Source organism: Pseudonocardia oceanicola (assembly GCF_047200735.1).
GTDB lineage: Bacteria > Actinomycetota > Actinomycetes > Mycobacteriales > Pseudonocardiaceae > Pseudonocardia.
Map to the genome: position 1 here is coordinate 83,055 of NZ_JBJZON010000003.1, position 25,276 is coordinate 108,330.

24 protein-coding genes and 2 pseudogenes are annotated in these 25,276 nt (G+C 72.2%); 12 read left to right on the forward strand and 14 right to left on the reverse strand.

The window, feature by feature from the left end:
* Positions 1-3: 3 nt before the first annotated feature.
* From ACL02T_RS06900 to ACL02T_RS06930, 7 genes are all read right to left on the reverse strand, one after another.
* Positions 4-957 carry a type II secretion system F family protein gene (locus ACL02T_RS06900; RefSeq protein WP_218600956.1) on the reverse strand — a complete coding sequence of 318 codons (954 nt, stop codon included), beginning with the start codon at positions 955-957 and terminating at the stop codon, positions 4-6.
* Positions 954-1,964 (reverse strand): type II secretion system F family protein, encoded by a 1,011-nt coding sequence (locus tag ACL02T_RS06905; RefSeq protein WP_218600957.1) that lies wholly within the window; start codon positions 1,962-1,964, stop codon positions 954-956. The genes ACL02T_RS06900 and ACL02T_RS06905 overlap by 4 nt, the downstream gene beginning before the upstream one ends.
* On the reverse strand, positions 1,961-3,457 hold the full coding sequence (locus tag ACL02T_RS06910; RefSeq protein ID WP_218600958.1) for a TadA family conjugal transfer-associated ATPase: 1,497 nt from the start codon (positions 3,455-3,457) through the stop codon (positions 1,961-1,963). Before ACL02T_RS06910 ends, ACL02T_RS06905 begins: the two co-directional genes overlap by 4 nt.
* Positions 3,454-4,302 (reverse strand): MinD/ParA family ATP-binding protein, encoded by an 849-nt coding sequence (locus ACL02T_RS06915; RefSeq protein WP_412829828.1) that lies wholly within the window; start codon positions 4,300-4,302, stop codon positions 3,454-3,456. Before ACL02T_RS06915 ends, ACL02T_RS06910 begins: the two co-directional genes overlap by 4 nt.
* Before the next feature lie 17 nt (positions 4,303-4,319).
* Positions 4,320-4,901, reverse strand: a complete 582-nt coding sequence (locus tag ACL02T_RS06920) for an SAF domain-containing protein (protein ID WP_218600960.1) — start codon at positions 4,899-4,901, stop codon at positions 4,320-4,322.
* A 257-nt stretch (positions 4,902-5,158) separates the two neighbouring features.
* On the reverse strand, positions 5,159-5,881 hold the full coding sequence (locus ACL02T_RS06925; protein WP_225924734.1) for a hypothetical protein: 723 nt from the start codon (positions 5,879-5,881) through the stop codon (positions 5,159-5,161).
* A 266-nt stretch (positions 5,882-6,147) separates the two neighbouring features.
* On the reverse strand, positions 6,148-6,681 hold the full coding sequence (locus ACL02T_RS06930) for a hypothetical protein (RefSeq protein ID WP_226363639.1): 534 nt from the start codon (positions 6,679-6,681) through the stop codon (positions 6,148-6,150).
* Between the two features lie 181 nt (positions 6,682-6,862).
* Here ACL02T_RS06930 and ACL02T_RS06935 point away from each other — a divergent pair, with 181 nt between their 5' ends.
* From ACL02T_RS06935 to ACL02T_RS06955, 5 genes are all read left to right on the forward strand, one after another.
* A complete protein-coding gene (locus ACL02T_RS06935; protein WP_218600961.1) occupies positions 6,863-7,537 on the forward strand; it encodes a prepilin peptidase in 675 nt (224 codons plus the stop codon).
* A gap of 240 nt (positions 7,538-7,777) precedes the next feature.
* Entirely contained in the window at positions 7,778-8,074 is a 297-nt protein-coding gene (locus tag ACL02T_RS06940) for a hypothetical protein (RefSeq protein WP_218600962.1), read from the forward strand.
* A gap of 80 nt (positions 8,075-8,154) precedes the next feature.
* Positions 8,155-8,526: a 6-pyruvoyl trahydropterin synthase family protein gene (locus ACL02T_RS06945; RefSeq protein WP_218600963.1), complete on the forward strand. Its 372-nt coding sequence runs from the start codon at positions 8,155-8,157 to the stop codon at positions 8,524-8,526.
* Entirely contained in the window at positions 8,523-9,761 is a 1,239-nt protein-coding gene (locus tag ACL02T_RS06950) for a protein-L-isoaspartate O-methyltransferase family protein (RefSeq protein ID WP_218600964.1), read from the forward strand. Before ACL02T_RS06945 ends, ACL02T_RS06950 begins: the two co-directional genes overlap by 4 nt.
* 126 nt (positions 9,762-9,887) lie before the next feature.
* Positions 9,888-11,096 carry a helix-turn-helix domain-containing protein gene (locus tag ACL02T_RS06955; protein WP_218600965.1) on the forward strand — a complete coding sequence of 403 codons (1,209 nt, stop codon included), beginning with the start codon at positions 9,888-9,890 and terminating at the stop codon, positions 11,094-11,096.
* Here the strand turns inward: ACL02T_RS06955 and ACL02T_RS06960 are convergent.
* Entirely contained in the window at positions 11,077-12,396 is a 1,320-nt protein-coding gene (locus ACL02T_RS06960; RefSeq protein WP_218600966.1) for a serine hydrolase domain-containing protein, read from the reverse strand. The genes ACL02T_RS06955 and ACL02T_RS06960 overlap by 20 nt on opposite strands.
* A 461-nt stretch (positions 12,397-12,857) precedes the next feature.
* Between ACL02T_RS06960 and ACL02T_RS06965 the strand changes: the two genes are divergently transcribed.
* The 4 genes from ACL02T_RS06965 to ACL02T_RS06980 all read left to right on the forward strand — a co-directional run bounded on the left by ACL02T_RS06965 (position 12,858) and on the right by ACL02T_RS06980 (position 17,863).
* Complete coding sequence (locus tag ACL02T_RS06965) at positions 12,858-13,145, forward strand: hypothetical protein (RefSeq protein ID WP_218600967.1); 288 nt, start codon at positions 12,858-12,860, stop codon at positions 13,143-13,145.
* 168 nt (positions 13,146-13,313) lie between these two features.
* Positions 13,314-14,243 carry an alpha/beta hydrolase gene (locus ACL02T_RS06970; RefSeq protein ID WP_218600968.1) on the forward strand — a complete coding sequence of 310 codons (930 nt, stop codon included), beginning with the start codon at positions 13,314-13,316 and terminating at the stop codon, positions 14,241-14,243.
* Between the two features lie 49 nt (positions 14,244-14,292).
* Positions 14,293-15,915 (forward strand): flavin-containing monooxygenase, encoded by a 1,623-nt coding sequence (locus tag ACL02T_RS06975; RefSeq protein ID WP_412829829.1) that lies wholly within the window; start codon positions 14,293-14,295, stop codon positions 15,913-15,915.
* Between the two features lie 130 nt (positions 15,916-16,045).
* On the forward strand, positions 16,046-17,863 hold the full coding sequence (locus ACL02T_RS06980) for a sigma-54-dependent Fis family transcriptional regulator (RefSeq protein WP_412829830.1): 1,818 nt from the start codon (positions 16,046-16,048) through the stop codon (positions 17,861-17,863).
* Between the two features lie 564 nt (positions 17,864-18,427).
* Here ACL02T_RS06980 and ACL02T_RS06985 read toward each other — a convergent pair.
* The 3 genes and pseudogenes from ACL02T_RS06985 to ACL02T_RS06995 form a co-directional block, all read right to left on the reverse strand.
* A complete protein-coding gene (locus ACL02T_RS06985; protein ID WP_226363988.1) occupies positions 18,428-18,640 on the reverse strand; it encodes a type 2 periplasmic-binding domain-containing protein in 213 nt (70 codons plus the stop codon).
* A 26-nt stretch (positions 18,641-18,666) separates the two neighbouring features.
* Positions 18,667-18,984 (reverse strand): annotated as a pseudogene (locus tag ACL02T_RS06990) (LysR substrate-binding domain-containing protein); the annotation flags it as partial.
* Positions 18,963-19,319, reverse strand: coding sequence for a LysR family transcriptional regulator (locus tag ACL02T_RS06995; protein ID WP_218600972.1), 357 nt, complete (start codon positions 19,317-19,319; stop codon positions 18,963-18,965). The gene ACL02T_RS06995 and the pseudogene ACL02T_RS06990, both read right to left, overlap by 22 nt.
* Positions 19,320-19,408: 89 nt before the next feature.
* Between ACL02T_RS06995 and ACL02T_RS07000 the strand changes: the two are divergent.
* The 3 genes and pseudogenes from ACL02T_RS07000 (at position 19,409) to ACL02T_RS07010 (ending at position 21,843) form a co-directional block, all read left to right on the forward strand.
* Positions 19,409-20,595, forward strand: a pseudogene (locus tag ACL02T_RS07000) (acyl-CoA dehydrogenase family protein).
* Positions 20,592-21,308 carry a CaiB/BaiF CoA transferase family protein gene (locus ACL02T_RS07005; RefSeq protein ID WP_412829831.1) on the forward strand — a complete coding sequence of 239 codons (717 nt, stop codon included), beginning with the start codon at positions 20,592-20,594 and terminating at the stop codon, positions 21,306-21,308. Before ACL02T_RS07000 ends, ACL02T_RS07005 begins: the two are co-directional and overlap by 4 nt.
* 31 nt (positions 21,309-21,339) lie before the next feature.
* A complete protein-coding gene (locus ACL02T_RS07010; RefSeq protein WP_308280309.1) occupies positions 21,340-21,843 on the forward strand; it encodes a CoA transferase in 504 nt (167 codons plus the stop codon).
* Here ACL02T_RS07010 and ACL02T_RS07015 read toward each other — a convergent pair.
* The 3 genes from ACL02T_RS07015 to ACL02T_RS07025 form a co-directional block, all read right to left on the reverse strand.
* Entirely contained in the window at positions 21,769-22,386 is a 618-nt protein-coding gene (locus tag ACL02T_RS07015) for a TetR/AcrR family transcriptional regulator (protein WP_218616483.1), read from the reverse strand. The two genes, ACL02T_RS07010 and ACL02T_RS07015, sit on opposite strands and share 75 nt — an antisense overlap.
* Positions 22,387-22,501: 115 nt before the next feature.
* Positions 22,502-23,194, reverse strand: coding sequence for a FadR/GntR family transcriptional regulator (locus ACL02T_RS07020; RefSeq protein WP_412829832.1), 693 nt, complete (start codon positions 23,192-23,194; stop codon positions 22,502-22,504).
* A gap of 234 nt (positions 23,195-23,428) precedes the next feature.
* On the reverse strand, positions 23,429-25,165 hold the full coding sequence (locus tag ACL02T_RS07025; RefSeq protein WP_412829833.1) for a sigma-54-dependent Fis family transcriptional regulator: 1,737 nt from the start codon (positions 25,163-25,165) through the stop codon (positions 23,429-23,431).
* Between the last annotated feature and the right edge of the window lie 111 nt (positions 25,166-25,276).

Sequence of the window (25,276 nt, forward strand, 5' to 3'; positions counted from 1 at the left end):
TGTTCAGAGCCCGTTGAGGATCTGGCCGATCGCCGGGTAGGTGATGAAGGTCAGGAAGCCGAGGAACAGCAGCATCACCGGCAGTGACATGCGCTCGGTGGCCGACTGCGCCCTGGCCTCCGCGTCGGTGATCTGGTGCGCCCGGAAAGAACCCGCCCGGGCGGCGAGGCTGGCCCGGACCCGGGCGCCCTCGGTCCCCGCGAGGCTCACAGAACCGGCCAGCTCGGCGAGTTCGTCGACGCCGATCTCCTCGCCCAGACGCCGCAACGCCGTCCACGCGGTCACCCGGGTCAGGTGGGCGGTCGACAGCGCGCCGGCCAGCCGATCGAAGGCCCAGCCCTGCCCGATCGTCACCGATCCGGTGAGCGCGCTGTCGACCCCGGCGCCACCGGCCAGGGTTATCCACACGAGGTCGAGGTAGGCGGACAGGGCGTGCCGGAAGTCCGCGCGCATCTCCGCGGCGCGCCCGCGGGCCCGCAGTTCCGGCCACAGGAATCCGAGCGCGGCGAACACGACCCCGCCGATCAGCGGCAGCTCGGCGCCGAACGGGATGCCGGCCGCCGCGAGCAGGAGCTGGACGATCGTCGGGGTCACGAACCCGGCCAGCGACAGGAGCGCCTTGCGCGCGAGGTGCTCCGCGACGGGTGTGCCGGTGATACGCAGATCCGCGGCTACGCGCGCACCGGGTAACCCCGCGCGATGCTGCGCCACGATCAGCGGGCCGAGGAGTCGGGCGAAACGGCCACCTGGCGACCCGATGTTCTCGGGCTCTGCCGGGGCGTCAAGGGTGCGCGCCAGTAGCTGACCCAACGTCGGCCGCGGCGGATGGGCCCAGACCGCGAGCGCCCACAGACCAGCGCCGAACCCGGCTCCGAGCAGGACCGCCCACAGCGTCGTCGTGCCCAGCAGCGTCGAGCCCAGCGCCGTCGAACCGGACGGGCTCCCCCAGCCGGTCATGATCCGGGCCTGCCTTCCAACTCGCGCCCAGTGGCCCGTCCGGATCCGACAGGATCGCGCGATGCGGGGCCACCCGGTTCGTCGCCGTCGTCCGAGATCAACCTTCCAGCCTCGGGGACGACCGCGATCGATCTGAGCCATCCGAACCCGGCCGCGAAGAGCAGGCCGACCATGAGCAGGACGGCCTGGCCGGTCACCGAGTCGTACGCGGCGAGGTAGGGCCGGTTAAGTAGCACCACGGCCACCGCGAACGCCGTGGTGGTGCCGACGACGACCCGGACCGACGTACGGGACCGGGCCCGACCGGCCTCCACCCGCATCCGCATCGACGCCCGTTCCCGCGCGGTCGCGGCGAGCGCCCCGAGGAGGTCGGTGAGCTGGCGGGCCTGCTGCTCGGCGGCGATCACCAGCGCCGCGACGACGAGATCCGCCGTCGGGTCGGCGAGGTCGCGGGCCAACAGCCGCAGCGCCGGCACGAGCCGCACGCCGCGGTCCAGGCGCGTCGCCAGCGCGGCGACCTCCTCGCGGATCGGTGTGGGCGCGAGCGGGGCCGTCGAGAGGATCGCCTGTTCCAGCCCGGCCGCCGCAGACAGGGTGTCGCGGATCATCTCGGTCCAGGTGGCGACAGCCTCGATGCGGGCGACCCGCTGCGCGTGCCCGACGTCGGGCCCGAGCACCCGCGGCAGGAACCAGCACCCCGCGGCGACGAGCACCGCCCCGACGACCCACCCGGTGAGCACCGCCGTGACGACAGCGGCGAGCACCGCGCTCCCGGCCCGCGCGACCACCTCGCGGCGGTTCCACCCGCGGTCGCGCAGCCAAGTGGCGAACGCGGCACCAGCAGAAGGGACGGGCTGCCGAGGGATCATGCCGAGGAACACCAGGAACAGGCCCAGCCCGACCCCGGCGCCGAGCAGGGCGAGCACCGCGGTCCGGCCCGGGTTCGCGACCACACCGGCGGTCGGTAGGTCGAGGGACAGCAGCGTGAGCTGCGTTGAGATGTTCATGACGGCCACCCGTCCCTGACTCGGGTGAGCAGCATCGGGTCGAACCCGGCGTCCGCGAGGTCATCGAGCGTGTCCGAGCGGATCGCCCCGGCGACCGGACGAGCACGGCGCTCGGAGTCCGGGCGAAAGATCTCGTTGGACACGACTTGTGGGCCGTCGGCGCCGACCACCTCACGGATCGACGAGACCACTCGTGTGCCGCGGCTGCCGGGGACGCGGGCGAGGTGGACGACGAAGTGCACCGCCCCGGCGACGAGCAGGTTGGTCGCCTCCAGCGGCAGCCGCTCCGGGCCCTGCGCGGCGTAGGAGGCGAGGCGGGTGAACGCGATCGCCGAGCTGGAGGCGTGCAGCGTGGCCATGCTGCCGTCGTTGCCCTGGCTCATCGCGTTGCACATCGGGATGACCTCGGGCCCGCGGATCTCCCCGACGATGACCCGGTCCGGCGACATCCGCAGCGCCCACCGCACCAGGTCGGCCTGGGTCACCGCGCCCTCGCCCTCGACGTTGGCCTCGCGGGCCTGGAACGCGGTCACGTCGGCGTGCACGTCCGGGTCGGTGTCCAGGCCGAGCTCGAAGGCGTCCTCGATGGTCACGATGCGTTCCATCGGGTCCATCTCCGCGGCCAGGGCGCGGAGCAGGGTGGTCTTTCCCTCGCCGGTGCCGCCGACGATGACCAGGTTCTTCCGCGCGCCCACACACGCCCGCAGGTACCGGATCAGGACCTCGTCGACGGTGCCGCGCCTACGCAGCTCGTCGAGCGTGACGCGCGGGAAGCGGTGTCGGCGGATCGACAGCGAGGTGACGCCGCCCGCCGTCACCGCCATCACCGCGAACAGCCGCTCCCCACCGGGAAGCTGCAGGTTGACCGACGGGCTGCCGTGGTCGAACCGCCGTTCCTGGCTCGACGCGCGGGCCGCGAGCAGCCGCACCAGCTCGGTCAGCTCGTCGTTGGACCGCGCGATCGGGCCCACCCGCTTGCGCAGCCCGTCCGCGTACTGGACAAAGACGCGGTCGAACCGATTGGCGTTGATCGTCTCGATCCGCGGGTCGTCGAGGAGCGGCTGCAGCCCGGCCATTCCGAACAGCTCGTCGACCACCTCGGCGACGACCCGCCGCTCACTCTCGGGCGACACCAGCGGCCGGTTGGCGGTCAGCTCACGCTCCGCGAACGCGTTCACCGCGCCGTCGACGATCTCCCGCGCCAGGGCCCGGTGCCCCTCCGGTGTCGTGCGGACGCCGGTGCGTCGCCGCTGCTCCTCCACCCGGCCCGGGAGCTGGGCGGCCAGGACCGAGCGGACGTGTTCCCGCAGCCGCCGCTCCGCCGCCTCGGCCGGCCCCCGTGACTCCCGCGCGTCGTCGAACGTGCCGCTGGCGAACGGCACCAGTCCGCTCCGGCGCTCGCCGCGATCGCGCAGCGGCACCACCGCCCCCGGCTCCGCATGGTCGCTGCGTCCCGCCGGGTTCGACCGCCGGGTCTCGCCGCTGTCGGTCATGACGCCCTCCCAGCCACGTTCGAGTCGTTCTGGCGGCGCGCGGCCGCACGCCGCCTGGCTCGCTCCGGCCGCCCGACGGTCGTCGGAGCGGGGGCGCCGGGCGCCAGAAGGTCCGCGATCTCCCGCGCGGACCGGCCCAGCAGGGACCGGCCGGGCCCGCTGTGGTGCCAGCGCAGCACGCTGCGTCGCCCGGACAGCACCGCTGCGCCCCGCGGGTCGAACGGGACCCGGGCCAGCGGCGCGACGCCCAGCTCGCGGGCCACTGCGGCGATCGAGTGGCCCCGGTCCTTGTCCCGGTCCGCGAGGAGCAGGACCGGATGCCGCGACCACGCCCCGATCTCCGGGATTCGACGGGCGAGATGCGCCAGCTCGTCGGCATGCGCGCCGGTCAGCAGGACCATCACGTCCGCCGACCGCAGCAGCGGCATCACCGGCGATCCCGGGTCGGCCCGGCCGCAGTCGGCCACCACCACCGCGCCCGGGTGCGCGGCGGCGGCGAGCAGCGGACCCAGCCCGCCGGCCGGGTCGGGGGCCGCGAGTACGGCGAGCGCGCCACGGGCGCGAGCGGCGTCCGGCGGGGACGCGACCACCAGCACGTTCCCGGGCAGGGCCTGGGCGTGCCGCCAGAGCAGCTGCGCGTCCTCGCCGCGCCCTCCGGCTACCCCGCCACGAGCGGCGGCGGCGAGGCTGAGCAGCCCTGGCGACTGCGCCAGGCCGAAGCGCATCGCGACATCTCCCCCCGCGGGGTCGGCCTCGACGACGACCGCTCCGGCCGGGTCGGGCCAGCACGCCGCCAGCGCGACGCACAGGGTCGTCACCCCGGGCGACCCCTTCACACTCGCCACCGCGACCAGCACCCCGATCACCCACCCGCCGCCATCAGCACGACGGCCAGCTGGCCCGCCGGCGTTGCGGCGATCTCGCGGGCGGGCCCCTCGGGCAGCTGCACCGACACGACGGTGAGCTGGCCGGTGTCCGACGGCTCGACGCTCGCGACCACGCCCGGCCACGACCGCGGCACGGCCCGCTCGGATTCCGTTCCACCGTTCGCCGCGGTCGGTGCGGCGACCACCGAGACCCGGTCACCGGACGCCACCTCCAGCGGCAGCCGGCCGGGATCGAGCGCGACCGCGACGATCGCCTGGCCCGGCGGCGGAGCGCCGGCTCCGCCGAACGACTCCGGCGTCAGCAACGCGCCCGCGGGGAGCGACACCGCGACCGGTCGCCCGATGAGCGACGCCGCGGAGTCCGCGTCGACCGCGCGGACGTCGGAGTCCGCGGGCAGGGAGACCTGCCGCAGGTCCGCGGCCGTCAGGGCCTGCCCGATGGTCACCGCTCGCGCGGTGGCGAGCACCGGCCGGCTGCCGCCGAACTGCAGCGTCAGAGCGAGCGCACCGACCGCGCAGGCCAGCACGAGCAGTACCCCCAGCAGTAGGTGCGGCACGCTGCGCCGCCCGGCCGGCGCAGCCGGACGGGATGTCGAGGACCACGGGTCGGGCCCCGGATACTCACCGGCGTGCGGCGCGTCCTCGCGGGGCTCGCGAGGAGGAAGGGTCGTTCGCATCTCCGGACCTCCTGACCGGTCGTGACGAGGGCGCGCCGGACCGCCGCACCACCCGCCCGTCCGGTGCGTCGTGTCGTCGCGATATGGCTACTGCTGTCGCTTGCTGTACTGCCGTCCACTTGCCGTGCTGTCCGAGGTCAACCGCCGCCGGTGACCAGGGCCTGGGACTCCGCGACGCGGAACGCGGCCTCCCCCGTGGTGGTCAGGTCGGGGAACGTGCCGCCGTCCCCGGCGCCCGCCCATGTGACCGTCCAGCTCACCGTGACCGACGCCGTGAACACCTCGCCGGGCTCGCCGGCCGACGAGAGCCGGTAGGTGTGCCCGCAGTCCGGCGACGGCGACGCCGCGTCGACCCCCGGGGCGTACGGGGTACCAGGGCCCCGGCAGACGACCTCGCTGCCGTCCCCCATGACCCAGGTCGCCGACTCCGGCACCGCCCGCGCCGTCACCGACACCCCCGGGACCGAGGCCGTCGCCTCGATCGCCGCCCAGTCGCCGTCGAGCCACAGCCACGTCGGCAGGTTCACCAACTGGTCGCCCAACGGACTCGCCGCTACCGCCGGACCAGGCAACCGCAGACGCTCCCGGGCCTGCGCGGCCAGCTCGGCAGGTGACGGTCCTGCCACACCCGGCGCCTGCTCGCCGTCCGGGATCCACACCGGCGGCCGGTACAGCGAGTCCCGGAATCCGTCCCCCGAACACCGCCACAGGTACCAGGCGCCCTCCTCACCGGGCTCGGGCTGCTGCTCACGCCACGCGGCAACCACCGGCACGACGACCACCGCCGGCGGCCGTCGCTCCGACGAGCGCAACGACGCGGGCACCAGCCCGCCTCCGGGCGGTTCGTAGTCGCTGATCACATACGAGCAGCGCACCCCGTCCACGGGCTGGGTCGCGCCGCCCGCGCCCCCGCCGTCCCGTGGGCCGGATCCCCCGGGACCGTCCCGATCGGATCGGGGGGACGGCGCTGACCCCCCGCCGGAGCCGGCGTCGAGATCGCAGGCCGGGGACGGGGTCTCCGAGCACGACACCGAACCCCAGCCGTCGCCCGACGGCGGCGGTTCCGGCGCCGGCTGAGCGAGAATGCCGACCACAGCGGCCAGCGCGGCGATCGCGGTCGGGGCCGTCAGCATGATCCGAGTTCCTGGACGCCGTAGTCGGAGACCTTCCACGAGCCGTCCGACTGCCGCTCCACCACGGCGTTGATCAGCCGTCGCCCGCCGGGACCCTCCGTGGCGAGCGAGTCGTCCTCCTCCCGGTACTTCAGCCAGTTCGTCGAGTCGCCGCAGTCGGTCACGACGACCCGGACCGGAGCGTCGACGGGCTCGACCGACGACACCTCCGGGGACAGCAACGGTTCGCCACGGGTCACCAGACCGTTCGCGCTGTCCGCGTAGAGACCACGCGACAGGTTCGTCAGCGCGACGCCGGTGGCGTGCCGCCCAAGCTCCGCGGACTGCCAATCCGAGGTGGTCCCGGCGACGACGAAGTCCTCCCACATCCCGCGGTACGCCGCGAGCGCCTCCTGCCCCGCGAGTTCGTCGGCCGACGGCGTGGGCGACGCCCGCGGAGGCGGCGCCGCCGGCGGCGTCGAGGACGGAGTGGTGACGTCGGGCGGCGTGCCCATCGAGCACCCGGCCACCAGGGCGAGAGCTACCACCAGGACGGACCTGGATCTGCCGACCATCGAGCACCTCCCCGCGGGCCACCTCGAACACCGATCATCGGGCGATACTGACCACGTGTACACCCATGACCTGCACGGACGACGAAGTGCGTGAACACGGACTTCACGGTCCGGAAGGGGTCAGCGACGATGTTCACCCGATAGGACCAGAGGCATGCTGCACAGCGACTCGCTCGTCCTCGCCGAGGAGGCAGTGCCCCTCGTGTCCTGGGGAATCGCGGGCTGGGCCCTCGCCGGGGCTCTGCTAGGCGGAACGATCGCCGCGGTGGCGATCCCGCGCCTGCTTGCACACCGCGAATCATCTCCCCGTTGGCGGTCGGTGAGCGGCTGCTCTGCGGCAGCCGGACTCGCCGCTGGGATCCTCGCCGTGCGCTTCGATGGGATCGAACTCGTCGCGTTCGGCTTCCTCGCCGGCGTCGGTGTCGTCCTGGCCGCGATCGACCTCCTCGAGCGACGGCTGCCCGGGCGTCTCGTCCTTCCGAGCTACGGCGTACTGGGCGGCCTGCTCGTCCTCGAAGCGGCCGTCACCGAACGCTGGAGCAACCTCCTCACCGCGCTCGCCGCCGCCCTCCTGGTGGCGCTGGCCTACCTCCTCGTCGCACTCGCGTCGCGCGGCGGTCTCGGCTCGGGCGACGTCAAGTTCGGCGGCCTGCTCGGCATGGCGATGGGGTGGCAGGGATGGTCGGCCGTCGTGACCGGGACCGCGGTCGGGTGGCTGGGAGCAGCAGCCGTCCTGCTCGTCCTACGCATCCTCGGACGTCGCCCCGGCACGATGCCGATGGGACCGTTCCTGCTCGCCGGCGCCCTGTTCGCCCTGGTGCCAGGCTGACCGGAGGGGGCAGATCGGCGGGCATCACTGTTGCCCCTCGTGCCCCCTTGTACGGCCCACGCGCTGGCGGATGTCGGGCCCTCACGACCGGCGGGAAGCGGGCTCACGCAGACCGATTCAGTGCCGCAATCGGACATTGTCGCTGTCCGGGCCCGCCCTATGGACCTCCACCGTGCCGCCGGGCTCACTGGCACGGGACCAGCCACACAGGAGCCGGTCGGGTGATGGGAGTTGAGTGCCGTGGAGCAACGCTACGAGATCCAGGGCCGGGTCGTCGAGAGGGACAAGGGGGTGATCGTCAGGGACGAGGCGCGGCGCGCGGAACGGGAATCGCTCGACTCAGCGAAGGAGGTCGCCACGACGTTCCTGGCCGACGGCCTGATGACGTGGATCTTCGAGGTGCGGTGGGAGCCGGGCCAGACGACGCCGACGTACACCATGGTCGACCGCCTTCGGCCGGCGGAAACACTCTCGTCACGCCAGATGCCGACACTCCGCGCGGTCGCGGATCGCGATCGGGGAAGGCGGGCCGCGTGAGGTTGATCGGCGGCTCGACTCCCAGCCGCGACGAGGGCCCAGCCGTGGACACGGCTCCCCGATTCCGGGGACGTGTGCGCGTGTCGTTCCCGGCGGCCCTCTCGCTGCGCGGGCTGGAGTCCGGCAACCCCGCCGGGCGACCGCACGGCCACGACTTCACCGCGGAGCTGGTGTTCGAAAGCACGACGCTGGTCTACCCGGGCGTCGTCGTCGACGACGACATGCGCACCGAGATCGAGCGGCACATCGCCGACCGGCTCGCCTTCCGCGACTTGGACCGCCTGTTCGACCGTCCCCCGACTTGCGAGGCCATCGCCGAGTACCTCGCCAACTGGCACTGGTGCTCTGCCCGCCCACCCGGCCATGCCCGTCTCGTCGCCGTGAACGTGTCTACCGGCGCCGGGGACCACGGCGAGATCCACCTGCCGGCGTCGACCGGAGCCTCGGCATGAACGGCCCCACCGATGCAGAGTGGCGTCGCTACGCCGAGCGTCTCGTCGACGGCCTGGTCCGTCGAGGGGCGCTGCGCGACGACCGCTGGCGTGCCGCGCTGCTCGACGTGCCGCGGCATCACTTCGTGCCCGCGCACTACACCCGCCCCGCGAGGGGTGGGCACTGGCAACCCAACGACCCCGGCACCGAACCCGAGGCGCCGGGCTGGCTGGGCCGGGTGTACTCCGACGCCGGGCTGACCATCGCGCTGTCCGAACTCGACGTGTGGGGCGACCAGCACCCGGTCGCGGCCTCCCCGCCGCCGGAGCTGACCGTGCGCAGTCTGCAGGCCCTCGGGGTCGACGACGGCGACCGGCTTCTGCAGCTGGGCGTGGGCTGCGGCTACACGACCGCGCTCGCCGCGCACTGGCTCGGCCCAGGGCGGGTCGTCGGCGTCGAGATCGACCCGGACCTGCTCCGGGCCGCGGCCCGCCGGTTCGAGGAGCGCGACCTGGACGTGGCAGTACGCCCGGGTGACGGCAGCCTGCCCGTCCCGCTCTCCGGAGACGGCGCACCGTTCGACCGCGTGCTCGTCGGCTACGAGTCCGACGACGTCCCTGCCGTGTGGGTGCACCACGTCCGGCCGGGCGGGCGGCTGCTGGCCCGCCTCACTGGAGGGTTGGGCGGCGGCGGGCACATCCTGTTCGACCGCCCGAGCACCGATCCAGGGGCACCGTCCGCGGAACCGTCGCTGGTGGGACGCTTCCTCGCCTGGACCGGCCCCCTCCCCGCACGGCGGGTGGCGGCGACCCGTCGCGCCGTCCGGCGGCCGGCCGGCCCGACCGGCGGGCTCGTAGCCTCGGGCAGCACCCCGGTCGCCCCGACCTTGCTTGCCAACGACGACGACCCGCTGGTCCTGCTCGCGCAGCTGCACCTGCCGCGCGGCACGACCCGCGCGGTGCGCTCCACCGATACGGGCGCCGCCACCTACCTGCAGGCTCCGGACGGCTCGTGGGCGGAGATCGCGCACGCGTCCCACCGACACGGCCGTCACGACACGCGGGAGGCAGGCCCGACCCCGCTCGTACACGCGCTCGATGCGGCTGGCGAGCTGTACAACGACCTCGGGCGCCCGGAATGGACAGACTTCGGCGTGACCGCCACCGCCGCGGGCACCCATGTCTGGCACCACGACCCCAGAACCGGTCCCCGGTGGCCCCTGCGCACGACCTGGGCCGCGAACACGGGCACCTGACCAGGGCCCCGGGCCCGCGACCGCCCTGCGATACGCGTTTGCGCGAACACGCCATTCCCTCGTCGTCCGTCGCGTACGGTGTCGACGCCGGTATGGAGCGTGGCAAGCGGCGGGAGGTGGGCTGCAGTGGCGAACCGGCCGCGGGCACTCGACCCGCAGGCGTCCCCGGCGGCGCTGTTCGGAGCCGAACTGCGCGCTCTGCGGCAGCGGCGCTCCCTGTCGCTGGCCGCGGTGGGCAGGCTGGTCCACGTCAGCGGAGACCTCATCGGCAAGATCGAGAAGGCGGACCGGCGGCCGCAGGCCGACCTCGTCACGCAGCTGGACCGTGCGCTGGAGGCCGAGGGCGCCATCGAACGCCTCGGCCGCGGGGTCGTGAACGAGGACGACCACGGCGGCCGTCCCGCGTCGGCTGCGCCTGTCCTGTCACCCGACGACGCACCGGCCCGGCTACGGCAGGTGATCGACACCGTCCGCAACGGCGACCACGCCATGAACGACCGCGCCGACCCTGGAACGCTCGTCTCCCACGCCCTCGCCGCGGAACGCGTTCTGCCCGGTGTCGGGCGTGACGCGCGGACGCCGCTGTACTCCTCGATCGCCGAAGCTCACCAGCTCGCAGGATGGATGAGCTTCGACCACGGCCGCCCACGCCAGGCCGAACGACTCCTGGGCACCGCCCGCGGCTGGGTCGAGCGCGCCACGGACCCGGCCCTCGCCGCGTTCGTCCTGGGACCGAACCTGTCCTTCGTCGCCACCTACGGAGGCGACCCCGCCCTCGGCGTCGAGCGGGCCTACGGCGCGATCGGCTGGGCCCGGCGCAGCGGCAACCACCGCCTCACCGGCTTCGCCATGGCGATCGGAGCACGGGCCCACGCCCGCCTCGGCGAGACCGACCTGTGCCTGGACCTGCTCGACCAGGCCAGCACCCAACTGGAGCGGCACGACCCCGACGGGCACGACCCCGACGCCCACCGCTGGCTGTCGGTGTTCGACCGGGCCGCGCTCGACGGGCACCGGGGCTCGTGCCTGCTCGACCTGGACCAGCCCGACCGGGCCCTGGCACCGCTGGCCGAGCAGGAACGGACCTCCCCCCACCAGTTCGTGCGCAACCGCGTCATCTGGCGTCTCGACCGCATCGACGCGCTGTTGCGCCTCGGCGAGATCGATCAGGCCTGCGCCGACCTCGCAGCCGCCACGGACACCGCGACCGGGGTGACCCCGAGGGTGCTGCGCCGCTTCGCCGCGATCGGACTCCGCCTCGGCGAGCTGCCACGCTCGGCGGCGACCACCGACGCCCTCGACAGGCTCCGCCTGCTCAGCGCGGCGTCCGCGTGAACGGGTAGGTCGCCCACTCCAGCGCCGCCACCTCCCCCGCCGGATCCCGGCGCACGGTGAGTCGCTCGCCCGTGAAGCGGCCCGCAACAGCGCGGTAGATGTCGCGGTCGAGCCGCTCGAACCGCGTCTCGCTGGTGACCGGAGCGCCGACCATCAGCGCGTGCAGCCCGTCGGCACGCCAGGTGAACACCGTCTCCGCCGCCTCCGACCACCAACGACCGAGCATCCCGTCCAGCTCGGCCGGCACCTCGGGCAACGGGACCCACGGCGCCGCATCGCCTTCCGGCTCCGCGCCCACCCGGCCGTCGATGACCGCGTCCACGAGATCGGCCGACAGCGCTCCCACCGCCGCGCCCCGGGTCGCGTTCGACAGCGCCACCGCCACCGACCGCGTGGCCCGGTCCAGCGACAGCGAAGCCAGGAACCCCGGCATCGCGCCCGTGTGCCCGGCCAGTACCCGATCACCGCGGCGCTCCAGGATCAAACCGAGCCCCCAGCCCGACGTCCACGCCGTGCGGTCGACCATCACCTCGAGCGTGTGCATCGCCTCCACCACCGCCGGGGCGACCACGTCCGGCCTGCCACCGGCCAGCGCGTCCCCCCAGGTCAGCAGGTCGGCGGCGTTCGACCAGAGCTGCCCGCCGACACCGACCGCGCCCTGGTCCATGTCCGGCTCGCGATGCACCACGTCGGCGTAGGGATCGACGCGGTACCCGCACGCCGCACCCTCTGGCCGAGCCCACACCGTTGCCGACAGCCCGAGCGGCGCGAGGAGCCGCCGGTTGATCAGCGCCGCGCAGGAGTCGCCGGTGACCTCCTCGACGACCAGCCCGAGCAACGCGTAGCCGAGGTTCGAGTAGTGCCACCGGGCGCCGGGCCGGTCCACCAGCTCCGCGCGCGGCAGCGCCCGGCGCAGCGTCGAGGCATCTGGACCCCGCATCGACTCCCACATGTCCCCTGGCGCCTCCCGCTGGACACCACCCCGGTGCGCCAGCAACGCCCGCAGCGGCACCTCACCGAACGGCGTTCCCGCGAGATACGTGCTCACCGGGGCATCCAGCGCAAGCACGCCGTCCTGCACCAGGCCGAGAACGACGGCGGCGGTGAAGGTCTTGGTGATCGACCCGACCCGGTAGGGCACCTGCGCGGACGCAACGCAGCCCCGCTCGACGTCCACCCTGCCCGCAGCCCCGAGGCCGAGGACCGAGCCCGCGCGCGCCGCCCCCAGCACCACCGACGGAACCCGGTTCTCGCGCTGCGCGGCGGCAGCCGGCCCATCGAGCCGACCGGTGGCGGTCACGTCGTCGACACCCGGAGCCACGACGCTGAACCGCGACCGTGCCCGCCGATCCGTGCCGCGCCGCGCTTCGTCAACAACCGCCCCATCGCCACCCCATTACCTCGATCGATCCGGCGGCCAGCGTACGGAGGAGGGGTGCCCGACCGCAGCGCCCCGGCGGGCGCGCAAACGGACATCTCGATCGTCCGAGCGCGTGAGCGATCAAGGCGGCAGCTCACCGGCCGCCCGATCATGGCCACAGCGATGCCGGTCCTACCGGCCCTCCGGCGAGCACGGTGCTGGCGCGGGCCGGGGCTCCGGTACGAAGTCGTGGTGCGACGCACCGAACCCCTCAACGCCCGGCAGGTCGAGGTCCTCCGCTGGATCGCCGACGGGCGTGGGAAGCCCGTTCCGGCTGGCCCGCGCCGAGCAGGGCCGGCCCACGCACTGTTCGACCGCTATGTCCGCCGCCACGTCGAGCGATGGGACCTCCCTTCGAGGGTGTCCTCGACGCATTGCCAATGCCGGCGACGTCGATCTACTCGCCGCCTAATGGCATCGACGTGTGGGGCACCTGCCTGGATCGGCTGGCGCCCGGCACCGAGAACATCGGGGTCTACACCACCCATCTCGGCCTCGTGCACCACCCGGCAGTGATCTGGGGGATTGCCGACCCGCTCGCCCACCCGGCCGAGCGTTGGGAGCCCTTCCGGGCACCTCTGCCGCTGCGGATGGCATACGTAACGCCGTCGCCTCACAGGCGCACGTGACCGACGGAGACCGCTCGGATCGGCGCAGCGCAGCGCAGCAGCGCAGCGCAGCGTTCCACATTGGAACAACTGCGGCGGCGGGACGGTCGCCACAGTATGAGCCAGAAGTCACAATGTGAGCCCTACTCAAGCACGAGTGGGCTCGCGCCGAAGGTCAAGGAGGACCACATGACAGCGGCTCCGTCGGTTCGGCCGACGTCCACCTCTCCCGAGTCCGAGGCGCTGCGGGCGCTCTACGCGGACTGGTCGAACATCATCGCCACCACGCCCGATCTGACCATGCGACTGTTCCGCAGCATCTTCGACGAGTGGCACCAGTCCACCCGCGAGCCCGAGGACGTGACCTACCGCGAGGACACCGTCGGCGGCGTCCCGGGGATCTGGGCGCTGCCCGCCGGGGCGGACACCACCCAGGTGCTGCTCTACACCCACGGCGGCGGGTTCGCCGTCGGCTCCGCGTCGAGCCACCGCAAGCTCGCGGCGCACGTGGCCAAGGCGCTCGGTGTCACCACCTTCGTCCTGGACTACCGCCGCGCCCCCGAGCACCCGCACCCCGCGCAGGTGCAGGACGGCGTCGCGGCCTTCACCGCGCTGATCGAGCGCGGCATCGCACCGGCCGACATCACCACGATCGGCGACTCGGCGGGCGGCAACCTGGCCGTCGCCATCGCACTGTCGCTGCGCGAGCAGGGCAGGCCGCTGCCCGGCCGGGTAATCGCGTTCTCCCCGTGGTTGGACATGGAGAACAAGGGCGAGACCCTGGTGACCAACGGCGCCAGCGACGCTCTGATCACCGTTCCGCTGCTCGAAGGCATGATCGCCGGCGTGCTCGCGGGCGGCGCCGTGCCCGCGACGACGCCGCTGGCCAACCCGCTGCACGCCGACTTCACCGGCTTCCCCCGGCTCTACATCAACGCCGGTGGAGCGGAGGCCCTGCTGGACAACGCCACTCGGCTCGCCGAGCGGGCCAAGGCCGCCGGGGTCGACGTCACCCTGACCGTCGCCGAGGGCATGCAGCACGTCTACCTGTTCCTGGCCGGGACCGCGCCCGAGGCCGACGCCGAGATCGCCGCGATCGCCGCGTGGTACCGCAGCTGAGCGCGACCACGCCTGTCACCACACTCACCGGCATCCCCAGGAGCACCTCATGAGCACCACCACTACCCCAGACATCGACGCCGTCGTCATCGGCGCCGGTTTCGGCGGCATCTACATGCTGCACAAGCTGCGCAACGAGCTCGGCCTGACCGTGAAGGCCTTCGAGAAGGGCGGCGGCGTCGGCGGCACCTGGTTCTTCAACCGCTACCCCGGCGCCAAGTCCGACACCGAGGGCTTCGTCTACCGGTACTCCTTCGACAAGGACCTCCTGCAGGAATGGGACTGGACCACCCGCTACCTCGAGCAGGAGGCCATCGAGAAGTACCTCAACCACGTCGTGGACCGATTCGACCTGCGCCGCGACATCCGGCTCAACACCGAGGTCACCGGGGCCACCTTCGACGAAGACACCGACCTGTGGACGGTGACCACCGCCGACGGCGCAACCGTCACCAGCCGCTACGTCGTCAACGCGCTCGGCCTGCTGGCCAAGACGAACATCCCCGAAATCGCGGGCATCGACACCTTCGCCGGCCGGGCGGTGCACACGAATGCCTGGCCCGCGGACCTGGACATCACCGGCAAGCGGGTCGGCGTCATCGGCACCGGCTCGACCGGCACCCAGTTCATCGTCGCCGCCGGAAAGTCGGCGGGACACCTGACGGTGTTCCAGCGCTCGCCGCAGTACTGCGTGCCGTCCGGCAACGGCCCGGTGAACCAAGGCGAGGTCGACGAGACGAAGAAGAACTTCGACGCGATCTGGGACCAGGTCCGCAGCTCGGTGGTCGCCTTCGGCTTCCAGGAAAGCGGCGTCGAGGCGATGAGCGTCTCCGAGGAGGAGCGCCAGCGCGTCTTCCAAGAGAACTGGGACAAGGGCAACGGCTTCCGGTTCATGTTCGGCACCTTCGCCGACATCGCCATCAACCCGGAGGCGAACGAGCACGCCGCGGCGTTCATCCGCTCGAAGATCGCCGAGATCGTGCAGGACCCGGAGACCGCCCGCACGCTCACCCCGACCGACCTGTACGCCAAGCGCCCGCTGTGCAACGAGGGCTACTACGAGACCTACAACCGCGACAACGTCTCGCTGGTCTCGATCACGGACAACCCGATCCAGGAGATCACACCGGCCGGCGTGCGCACCGCCGACGGGGTCGTCCACGAGCTCGACGTCCTGGTCTTCGCCACCGGGTTCGACGCGGTCGACGGCAACTACCGGGCGATGGACCTGCGCGGCCGCGGCGGCAAGCACATCGACGAGCACTGGACCGACGGCCCGACCAGTTACCTGGGCGTGGCGAAGTCCGGCTTCCCGAACATGTTCATGATCCTCGGCCCGAACGGGCCGTTCACCAACCTGCCGCCGAGCATCGAGGCCCAGGTCGAATGGATCGGCGACCTGATCGGCGACGCCGAGCGCAACGGCATCCGGACCGTCGAGCCGACCCAGGCCGCGGAGGACGGCTGGACCGCCACCTGCAACGAGATCGCCAACTTCACGCTGTTCCCGAAGGTCGAGTCCTGGATCTTCGGCCAGAACATCCCGGGCAAGAAGAGCTCGGTCATGTTCTACATGGCTGGGATTGGCGCCTACCGACAGAAACTCGGCGAGGTTGCCGAGAACGGCTACGAGGGCTTCGAGCAGAAGAGTAAGGAGACCGCGGCCGCCTGACGGTCGCCGAGCCACCTGATCGGGCCAGTGACGACGACCGTGTGGTCGGCGTCACTGGCCCGGCTATCATGAAAGATCGGGACACCCCTCGGATGCCTCGATCCCGCCGACTCGACGACGAGGAGCGGCAGTGGCAGATGAACCGACACCGATCCCGAACACCGCGGATATCGGGCCAGCCCAACAGATGCTGCCCGACCAGGCACAGACCCGGCAGGCGCTCGAGCGGCTCCTCGCACAGGGACTCCTCGCGACGCCGGTCGCCCAGTCCGGTGTCCGCGACGTCATCGAGCGCAGCTGGCGGCGCTGCGTCGGCGCCGAGGTGCCGATCGGCCGGCACGACATCCCCTACGTCGCCGACGTGCACGACATGGCACCCCGGCTGCACGCGGCGGCCGCACCGGTACTCGACCGCCTCGGCGACGACCTCGGTGACGCCCGCGTGGCGATGTTCCTCAGCGACGACCAGGGGCGAATCATCATGCGCCGCGCCGGGGAGCCCCAGCAGCTGCGGATCCTCGACAACTCGTGTGCCGCGGAGGGGTTCGACTTCTCCGAGACCTCGATCGGCACCAACGGCCTGGGCACGGTCGCGCGCGAGCGCCGCCCACTGCTGGTCCACGGCTCCGAGCACTACAGCGAGCTGCTCGGACCGCTGACCTGCGCCGGCACACCGATCTTCGAGCCGTTCACGGGGCAGCTGCTGGGCACCTTCGCGCTCGCCTGCCGGTCCGATCACGCCAGCGCGCTGATGCCGGCGATGGCCACCGACGTCGGGCGCCAGATCGAGGGCAACCTCACCGCGATGCTGGGCGCTCACGAACGCACGCTGATCCAGGCCTTCCTGCTCGCCACACGCACCGATCGGCAGCCGGTCATCGTCGTCACCGAGAACACGGCCTTTGCCAACACCGCCGGGCTCGTTCACGTCACGCCCGAGACCCACGCCCTGCTCTGGTGCGACCTCGCCGAGTCCGGACTGCGCGCGGGCCGGCACCGGCGCGTGATCCGGCTGGCGGGCGGCCGGGCTGACGCCCTCGTGGAGCGCGTCGACGGTGTCGGTCCGACCGGCCCGGCCTTCTGCGTGCGACTGCTCCAATCACCGCGCAGCCCCGAACCCGACCGGCCCTCCGACCATCGGCGGCGACACCGCAGGGCGGCGCCGCAGGCGCCCCTGCATCCGGTTCCCGACATCTCCGACCAACTCAGGAGCGCGGTCGGTTTCCGGGAGGTCCTGGCCGTCGATGGTCCCGCGGGCAGCGGGAAGCTCACCGCGGCGATGGCGGCGTTGGCCGGGGCGACCGGGGCGACCGGGGCGCCGCCGGTCGTCGTCGACCTTGCCCGGACCGATTGCCCGGAGTCCCTCGCCGAGACCGGCGCCCCCGCCGTCGTGCTCCACCATGTCCACGACGCGCCGGCCGAGCATCTGCGCCGCATCAGGACCGCCATCGAGGACTCGAGCGTGCCGGTCGCGCTCACCGTCGACCTGGACACCGCCCACCACGACGTCGCGGCCGTGGTCGCGGCGCTGTGCACGACGGTTCGGCTGCCCTCGCTACCGGAGATGTCCGCCGAAGTGCCGCGCATCGTCCTCCAGATCGTGGCGGGCCTCCCACCCGGCCAGCGGGAGACCCGGTTCACCTCGGACGCGCTGCAAGTCCTCATGCGCTGGCCGTGGCCCGGCAACCTCGCCGAGCTACGGCGGACCGTAGAACAGTTGGCGCGCCGCCGGGCCGGCCGCAGCATCAGCTCGGCCGACCTGCCACCGCGCATGCAGCAGGCTCCGCTGCGCGGGTTCGGCATGATCGAGACCGCGGAGCGTGACGCGATCGTCAGCGCCCTGCACCGCTTCGGCGGCAACCGGACGCAGGCGGCTGCGGCACTCGGCATCGGCCGGACAACGCTGTACCGCAAGCTGCAGACCTACCGGATCCCCACCGGCGACTGACCATGAGGCTTGCAGCCGCATACGTCGTGAGGGTGCGACCCGGGTTCGCCATGACCCTCGACGAGATCGAGGAGGCTCTCCAGCACAAGCCGTGCCAGGAACTGCACTGCAGCCAGCCCCGATCCGAGTTCGCTACGTCGAAGTTGCGCAGCCGGCAAGTCGAGTTCATCGTCTGCCCCGAGCATCTCGAAGCGGTCATCAGCGGTCACGAGAGCGAAGAGCGGGCGCTGACCAGACAGGGCCGGTGTAAGGCGGCGCCGGCCAGGTCGAGCCCGGCGAAGCTGGCGACGATCTCCGTCGGGAACTCTCGGCGGCCTCCCAGGCCCGCTCGACGACCGGCGCGACGTCGGTGGCGAGGAAGGCCCGCAGGCGACGCAGGGCCGCGTTCTTCTTCTCGTCGGTCAGCAGGTCGGCGTAGTGGTGGAAGGCGGCGTGAGGTACGTCCGGGTCCAGGTTCAGGATCGGCGGCGGCAGCGACGAGCGGGTCGGCCTCGGCCCATCGTGCCCACGATTGGGCGATCCAGATCCAAGACCACTTGCCGGCCGACTATTGCGGAAGCGGCATCAGTGTCCGGGAAGTATCTCCTCCGAGGTCCGCAGGACCCGGCGTAGGACAGATGAGTCGTCGTCGCGGCGCCAAATGAGGTACACGTCGACCGGGGGCAGCGGGTCGGCGATCTCGCGCACGCGGACGCCGTCGAGCGGGAGGTGCACGACCGCGCTGGCCGTCGTGAAGTGCAGGCCGACCCGGCGGACACGAGTGCGGTGGCCGTCCACGAGTCCGGTGCGGGCTGCGCGAACCGCGGGGCGAATCCGGCCGCCTGGCAGCGCTCGACGAGCGTCGCGCGAACGACGGACCCGAACGACTCGGGAAAGGCGACGAACGGCTCGTCACGGAAGTCGGCGATCCGCACCTCGCCGGCGTCGGCCAGCCGGTGCCGGACGGGGACGGCGACGACGCACCGATCACGCGCAACGCTGCGGCTGGCGACCCCGAGCGGAGGTTCGGCGAAGCGGGTCAGCGCCAGGTCCGACTCGTTGTCGAACAGCTCGGCCACGGCCGCTGTGCCGTAGCGGCCGGGCCGGAGGTCGAGGTCGATCAGTGGGTGCTGCTCGCGCACCGCGCGAGCAGCTGGCCGACCACCACGTGGGCCGACGGTCCCGCGAAGGAGATCCGGACCCGGCCGCTGCGGCCGTCCCGGGCGGCCGCCACCGCCCCGCGCGCCTCGTCGGTGCGGGCCAACAGCGCACGCGCGTGCGGCAACAGCGCCGTTCCGGCCGGCGTCAGCTCGACCTTACGGGTGGTCCGCCGGAAGAGGTCCGCGCCGAGCTCGGCCTCCAATGCCCGGACGCTACGACTCAGGTAGGGCTGCGCCAGATGCAGCCGATCCGCCGCACGACCGAAATGCAGCTCCTCGGCGACCGCGACGAAGACCTGCAGCTTCTGCGCGTCCATCTCACACACCTATCGTTGATGCGACATCTGAAACAATAGTCCCCACACTGGTCTTGGACACGCAGCGGATTCCGGACGATCATCGACGCATGAGCCAGCCAGCGCCGTCGACCTCCGAGGTGTCCGCCGAGGACTTCGCCTACATCCACGAGCAGGTCCGCGACTTCGTCCGATCGGCGGTGGTCCCGCGCGAGAACGAGATCATGCGCGAGGACCGGATCCCCGACGATCTCCGCCGGGCCGCGGCCGAGATGGAGTTGTTCGGCTACGCGATCCCGTCCGAGTGGGGCGGCATCGGCCTGGACCTGGCCCAGGACGTCGAGCTCGCGATGGAGTTCGGGTACACGTCGCTCTCGCTGCGCTCGATGTTCGGCACCAACAACGGCATCGCCGGGCAGGTCCTTGTCGGCTTCGGCACCGAAGCGCAGAAAAAGGAGTGGCTCGCCCGGATCGCCTCCGGTGAGGTCGTCGCCTCCTTCGCCCCTCACCGAACCCCGGCGCCGGCTCGAACCCCGCCGGCCTGCGCACCCGGGCCCGCCGCGACGGGGACCACTGGGTGATCGACGGGCAGAAGCAGTACATCACCAACGCGTCCTCGGCGGGCCTGTTCGTCGTCTTCGCCCGCCACGCCGACGCGGCGCCCGGCTCCCCCGGCATCGCCGTGTTCCTCGTGCCCGCGGACGCGCCCGGCGTCACCGTCGGCCCGAAGGACGCCAAGATGGGCCAGGAGGGCTCGACGACGTCTGACGTCGCGTTCACCGGCGTACGGGTCCCCGCCGACGCCCTCGTCGGCGGGGACGAGGCGGCCGGTTACAAGGCCGCGATGACCTCGCTGGCCCGCGGCCGGGTGCACATCGCCGCGCTCGCCGTGGGGACGGCACAGCGCGCCCTCGACGAGTCGGTCGCCTACGCCGCGCAGAACACCCAGGGCGGGCAGCGCATCGGGGACTTCCAGCTGGTCCAGGCGATGCTCGCGGACATGCAGACCGGTGTGATGGCCGGGCGGGCGATGGTCCGCGAGGCCGCCCGCGCCTACGTCGACGGCACCGACCGGCGGATCGCCCCGTCCGCGGCGAAGCTGTTCTGCACCGAGATGGTCGGGAAGGTCGCCGACCTCGCCGTGCAGGTGCATGGCGGGGCCGGGTACATGAAGGAGATCCCGGTCGAGCGGATCTACCGCGACGTCCGCCTGCTGCGGCTCTACGAGGGCACCAGCGAGATCCAGCGCCTTATCATCGGCGGCGGCCTGGTCCGGCAGGCGCTGGCCCTGTCGTGACCCTCCCACCGGAGCTGCCCCTGGCCGGCGTCACCGTCGTCGCGCTCGAGCAGGCCGTCGCCGGGCCGATCGCGACCCGGCACCTGGCCGACCTCGGCGCCCGCGTCGTCAAGATCGAACGTCCCGGGGAGGGCGACTTCGCCCGCCGCTACGACGACGCCGTGCACGGGCTGGCCACGCACTTCGTCTGGCTCAACCGCGGCAAGGAGTCGCTGGCCGTCGACCTCAAGTCCGGACGTGGCCGCGACGTCGTGCGGCAGCTCGTCGCCCGTGCCGAGGTGTTCCTGCACAACACCGCCCCCGGCGTCGTCGACCGGCTCGGGCTCGACGCCGAGACGCTCCGGGCCGCCGACCCGCGCCTGATCGTCGTCAACATCTCCGGCTACGGCACCAGCGGCCCGCGCAAGGACCGCAAGGCCTACGACATGCTCGTCCAGACCGAGTCCGGGATGGCCGCCGTCACCGGCACCCCCGAGACCGCGACCAAGACCGGCGTCCCCAGCGCCGACATCGCCGCCGGCCTCTACGCGACCACCTCGGTCCTGGCCGCGCTGCTCCGACGCGAGCGGACGGGGGAAGGCGCCGTGATCGACGTGTCGATGTTCGACTCCGCGGTCGAGCGGATGGGCCACCCGATGTACATGCAGCTCTACGGCGGCCGCCAGATCCCGCGCATGGGCCTGAGCCACGCACGCCGCGATCACCCCCTATGACGCCTACCCGACAGCCGACGGCGAGATCCTCATCGGCGTCCAGAACGACCGGGGCTGGCGCGCCTTGGTCTGCGATGTCCTCGGCTCCCCCGCCCTCGCCGACGACCCCCGCTTCGCCACCAACATCGACCGGGTCCGGCACCGTGCCCAGTGCGACGCCGCCCTCGCCGCGCACACCGCCGGATGGACCACCGCCGCGCTCGAGGAGCGCCTCGCCGCCGCCGGGATCCCGGCCGCCCAGATCAACACCACCGCGCAGATGGTCGAGCACCCGCAGCTGCGCGAACGGGACCGCTGGCGCACCGTGGCGACCGAGGCCGGCGACATCCGCGGTCTGCTGCCACCGATGACCTTCCGCGACATCGAGCTGCCGATGGGCGCCGTCCCCGCACTCGGCGAGCACAACGACCGGATCCTCGACGAGCTCGGCCTGCCGCCCGAGGGCGGACGGACAGATGGTTCAGCCGGCCGCGAGCCCACTGCCGATGTCGATCCCGACACCGCCGAGCGCACCTGCAGCGAGTTGCTCCAGTAGTCTGACGAGGCGCGCCCGCGGAATGCTGTCCCTGATGTGCGCCGTTCCGTTCAGCATCGACAGCATCACCTTGACCACTGCGCGGACGTCAGGCTCGGCCAGGTCGGCACGTTCCGCTGAGATGGCCCTGCGCCAGACAGCTTCGTACTCCCGCTGGCGGCGACGTAGCTGTCGCAGCTCTCGGACCGGCAGCTCCCGCTGTTCACGGAGGTAGACCGCGAGCAGTGCTCGCTCGTTCGCCGCGAACTGGACGTGGAACTCGACGAGCCGCGCGATTGCTGCTGGGCGGGCGCCATCACACTCGACGATCGCCCGAGATCCGTCGAGGAGGTGGTCCATCGCCGCGTCGCAGAGCGTCGTCAGCAACTCGACCTTGCTCGCGAAGTGGCGGTACACGCCCGGACCCGAGATCCCGACAGCACGGCCGATGTCATCGGTGCTGACCGCGTGGTAACCCCTGGCGGCGAACAGGTCGGCCGCCGCCTGGAGCAACGCGGACTTCCGTAGCGACAGGCTGCCTTCGCTCCCGTTCACGACAGGCATGTGCAGGCCCCCACTTGCGACTCCTCGGATCCGTGACCCAGGAAGCCTATACGTGAGCCGTCGCTAACCTCGCCCGCGGCAAAGGGGCCACCGGCGGGGCCCCTCTCGGTCGAGCTCAGGTCGACAGCCACCGCTCCGGGGGTAGGACGGGCTGGTCCAGCCGGCCGTTCGCGGCCAGCACGCGCTCGAACTGTTGCAGATGACGGACCATCGCCTTCGATGCGCGGTCGGCGTCGCCTGCCGCCACTGCCTGCGCGATGCTCCGGTGAGCGCGGCGCGTTTCCTCCATGTCCCGCAGGGAGAGCTGCTCTCCGGGAACGTGCCAGGTCAGCTCCTGTCCGAACGCCGCGATGACCAGACGGACGATCTCGTTGTTGCTGCACACCCCGAGTGCCTCGTGGAACTCGATCGACGGCTCCCACGAACCGTTGCGCGGCGATCCCGCGTTCGCGAGCGCGAGCAGCCACCCGCGCTGCTCCTCGGTCGCCGTGCGCGCTGCGGCGGCCGCCGCCGCGGGTTCGACGAGCTGGCGGAACTCGGAGAACGCCCGCATCGTCGTTCCGGACAGCGTCAACAGCAGGGCGAGCGAGCGGGTGACCTGACTCAGGTCGGGCTCTGCGACCCGGATGCCGCCGTGTGGGCCACGCCGGATCTCGATCAGTCCGTCGGATTCGAGGAGCCGCAACGCCTCGCGCACGGTCCCCCGGCTGAACCCTGTTTCGGCGATGAGGGTGGCCTCGGACCGCAGGGGCTCGCCCGGCCGCATCTCATTGCCGAGGATCTGCCCGCGCAACCGATCTGCCAGCACGTCCGACGCCTTGGGCAGCCTCGGCTGTCGACGACCGTACATCGGGGCCTCGCTCGCAACACCGCGGGTGGCCGATGGATCCAAGCCGTCCACACTCAACTCCGTCCCTGCCGTAAGCGGGACAGGACCGCAACGAGGAGGAACACGCCGTCCATCCTGTACCCGCCGTCAGCTTAAAGAGTCGGCTGCTCGGTTGCGCGACGGACCTGGCGATCCCGCTGTGATCCGCGAGACCTAGGTGAGATCGAGTCCCGCCGCATCCAGCTTCCGGTAGAGCGTCGAGCGGGAGATCCCCAGCAGCGACGCCGCGGCCTTCTTGTTCCCGGCCGCCTCGCTCAACGCGTCCATGATCGCGCTGAGTTCGGCCTGCTCGAACCGGCTCATGCGGCGGCGGTACGCCCGGGCACGCAGATCGTCGGGAAGGTCGCCGACGTGCACCTCGCTCCCCCGCGCGACGGTCAGCGCCTGGTCGACCGCGTGGCGCAGGGCGCGCGTATTGCCGGGCCACGGGGTCCGGATGAGCAGTGAGACGACTTCGGGTGCCAACCGCGCCGGCGCGGCGAACGACCGGGCAAGTGCCGGGATGTCGTTCGTCCGGTTGCGCAGTGGCGGCAGCGCGACCACAGCACACCGGCGGTCATCGTGGCCGGCCGTCATCGGAGGGGTCTGGGTGCCGGCGGTCGCCAGGCAACGCCATCCCTGCGCGTGCCCCCTGTGCAAGAGCGATGTCAGGGCGCGCAACGCCGCGGGCGAGAGCCCGTCGACGTGCCTCACCACGATGGTGCCCGGCATGCTGTCGAGATCCGACCGCAGACTCGCCATCCAGGCCGACGGGCCGTCCACCGTCATCGATTCGGCGTCCTTGACGACCAGTGGACCGCCGCCACCAAGGTGGCGATCAACCGCCTCGGCCACCGCCGTCTTCCCGACGCCCGGTTCGCCGGACACGACGACGACCCGCTCGCGCGCGCGTGCGGCGATTTCGTGACACGCTCGAAGCCACGCCGCGTCGGCGCCGACGAGGCCGGGAAGGGAGGCCGGCCGGTTCCGGTCGCCCGTGGAACCCGGCTCGGTGCGGGGCGCCTCACGGATCTCGACGATCGCGCCGATCTCGTCGCCACCGTCGCGCATGGACTCGCCGTGCATCACGATCATCCGACCGTCCGGCAGCTCCAGCTCGGCCTCGGACTCCTCGGGCGACCGGAGCAGCCGGCTGACCTGATCCCAGACCAGTGCCTGCTCGCTTCCGTCGAGCAGCTGGGCCGCACGGGGTGAGCTGATCAGCAACCGCTCGCTGATCACGAAGAAGTCGTGACGAACGCGTCGGGAGGCCGCCACGAACCGGTCGAGCAGTGCCCGTTCCGCTCCCGACTGCTGCGCCCACAGCCGTTGCTCGATCTGCTGTGCGGTCTGTTCGGCGATGTACACCACGAGCGAGTTGTCGTGGTCGGCGGCGCAGGTGACGTCGAGCAGGCCGTGCAGCCTGCGGTCGGCGCTCCGGATCGGGACGCCGACGCAGGTGAACTCGTGCAGGTCCTCCGCGTAGTGCTCGTGGCCGTCGACCCGGACCGTCCGGCCGAGTTCGAGCGCGGTGCCGACCCCGTTGGTGCCGACCTCGCCCTCCGCGAAGACGAATCCCTCGGCCGCCGACACGGCGTCGAGGCGGCCGAGCAGGTGTGCGTTCGACGAGGTGCGGTCGAGGATGCGCGCCGAGGCGTCGGTGAGCAGGAAGGAGATGCCGAGGTCCCCGAGCCGCTCGTTGACGTGGTCGAGCACGGGACGGGCGGCACGCACCAGGGGTGCCTCGTGATCGAAGTCAGGGGCGTAGCGTGGCGTCATGGTGTCCACCGGCACGTCGAGGTAGGAACAGCGACGCCAGGACACGGCGATCTCCGGACGCATCGTGCAGGGGGTGCGGCCCTCGAGGAACGCCTCACGCTCGTGGGCCACCGCGTGCTGAAGGATCGTCATCGATCACTCTCCGCGTCCATCGGGCGTCCAGCGGGCGTCCGTCACCGGTACTGCGCGGAAAGATTATACCGATTGCGGCCGGAATCCGTGTCCCTTTCCGGGACACGGATT

Bases quoted from the DNA above. Each gene is read 5' to 3' on its own strand.
- ACL02T_RS07025 (WP_412829833.1), bottom strand. From the start codon at position 25,165: ATGACGATCCTTCAGCACGCGGTGGCCCACGAGCGTGAGGCGTTCCTC.
- ACL02T_RS06900 (WP_218600956.1), bottom strand. From the start codon at position 957: ATGACCGGCTGGGGGAGCCCGTCCGGTTCGACGGCGCTGGGCTCGACG.
- ACL02T_RS06935 (WP_218600961.1), top strand. From the start codon at position 6,863: ATGCTGCACAGCGACTCGCTCGTCCTCGCCGAGGAGGCAGTGCCCCTC.
- ACL02T_RS07015 (WP_218616483.1), bottom strand. From the start codon at position 22,386: ATGCCTGTCGTGAACGGGAGCGAAGGCAGCCTGTCGCTACGGAAGTCC.
- ACL02T_RS06905 (WP_218600957.1), bottom strand. From the start codon at position 1,964: ATGAACATCTCAACGCAGCTCACGCTGCTGTCCCTCGACCTACCGACC.
- ACL02T_RS06965 (WP_218600967.1), top strand. From the start codon at position 12,858: ATGGGACCTCCCTTCGAGGGTGTCCTCGACGCATTGCCAATGCCGGCG.
- ACL02T_RS06975 (WP_412829829.1), top strand. From the start codon at position 14,293: ATGAGCACCACCACTACCCCAGACATCGACGCCGTCGTCATCGGCGCC.
- ACL02T_RS06970 (WP_218600968.1), top strand. From the start codon at position 13,314: ATGACAGCGGCTCCGTCGGTTCGGCCGACGTCCACCTCTCCCGAGTCC.
- ACL02T_RS06950 (WP_218600964.1), top strand. From the start codon at position 8,523: ATGAACGGCCCCACCGATGCAGAGTGGCGTCGCTACGCCGAGCGTCTC.
- ACL02T_RS06995 (WP_218600972.1), bottom strand. From the start codon at position 19,319: ATGGACGCGCAGAAGCTGCAGGTCTTCGTCGCGGTCGCCGAGGAGCTG.
- ACL02T_RS06910 (WP_218600958.1), bottom strand. From the start codon at position 3,457: ATGACCGACAGCGGCGAGACCCGGCGGTCGAACCCGGCGGGACGCAGC.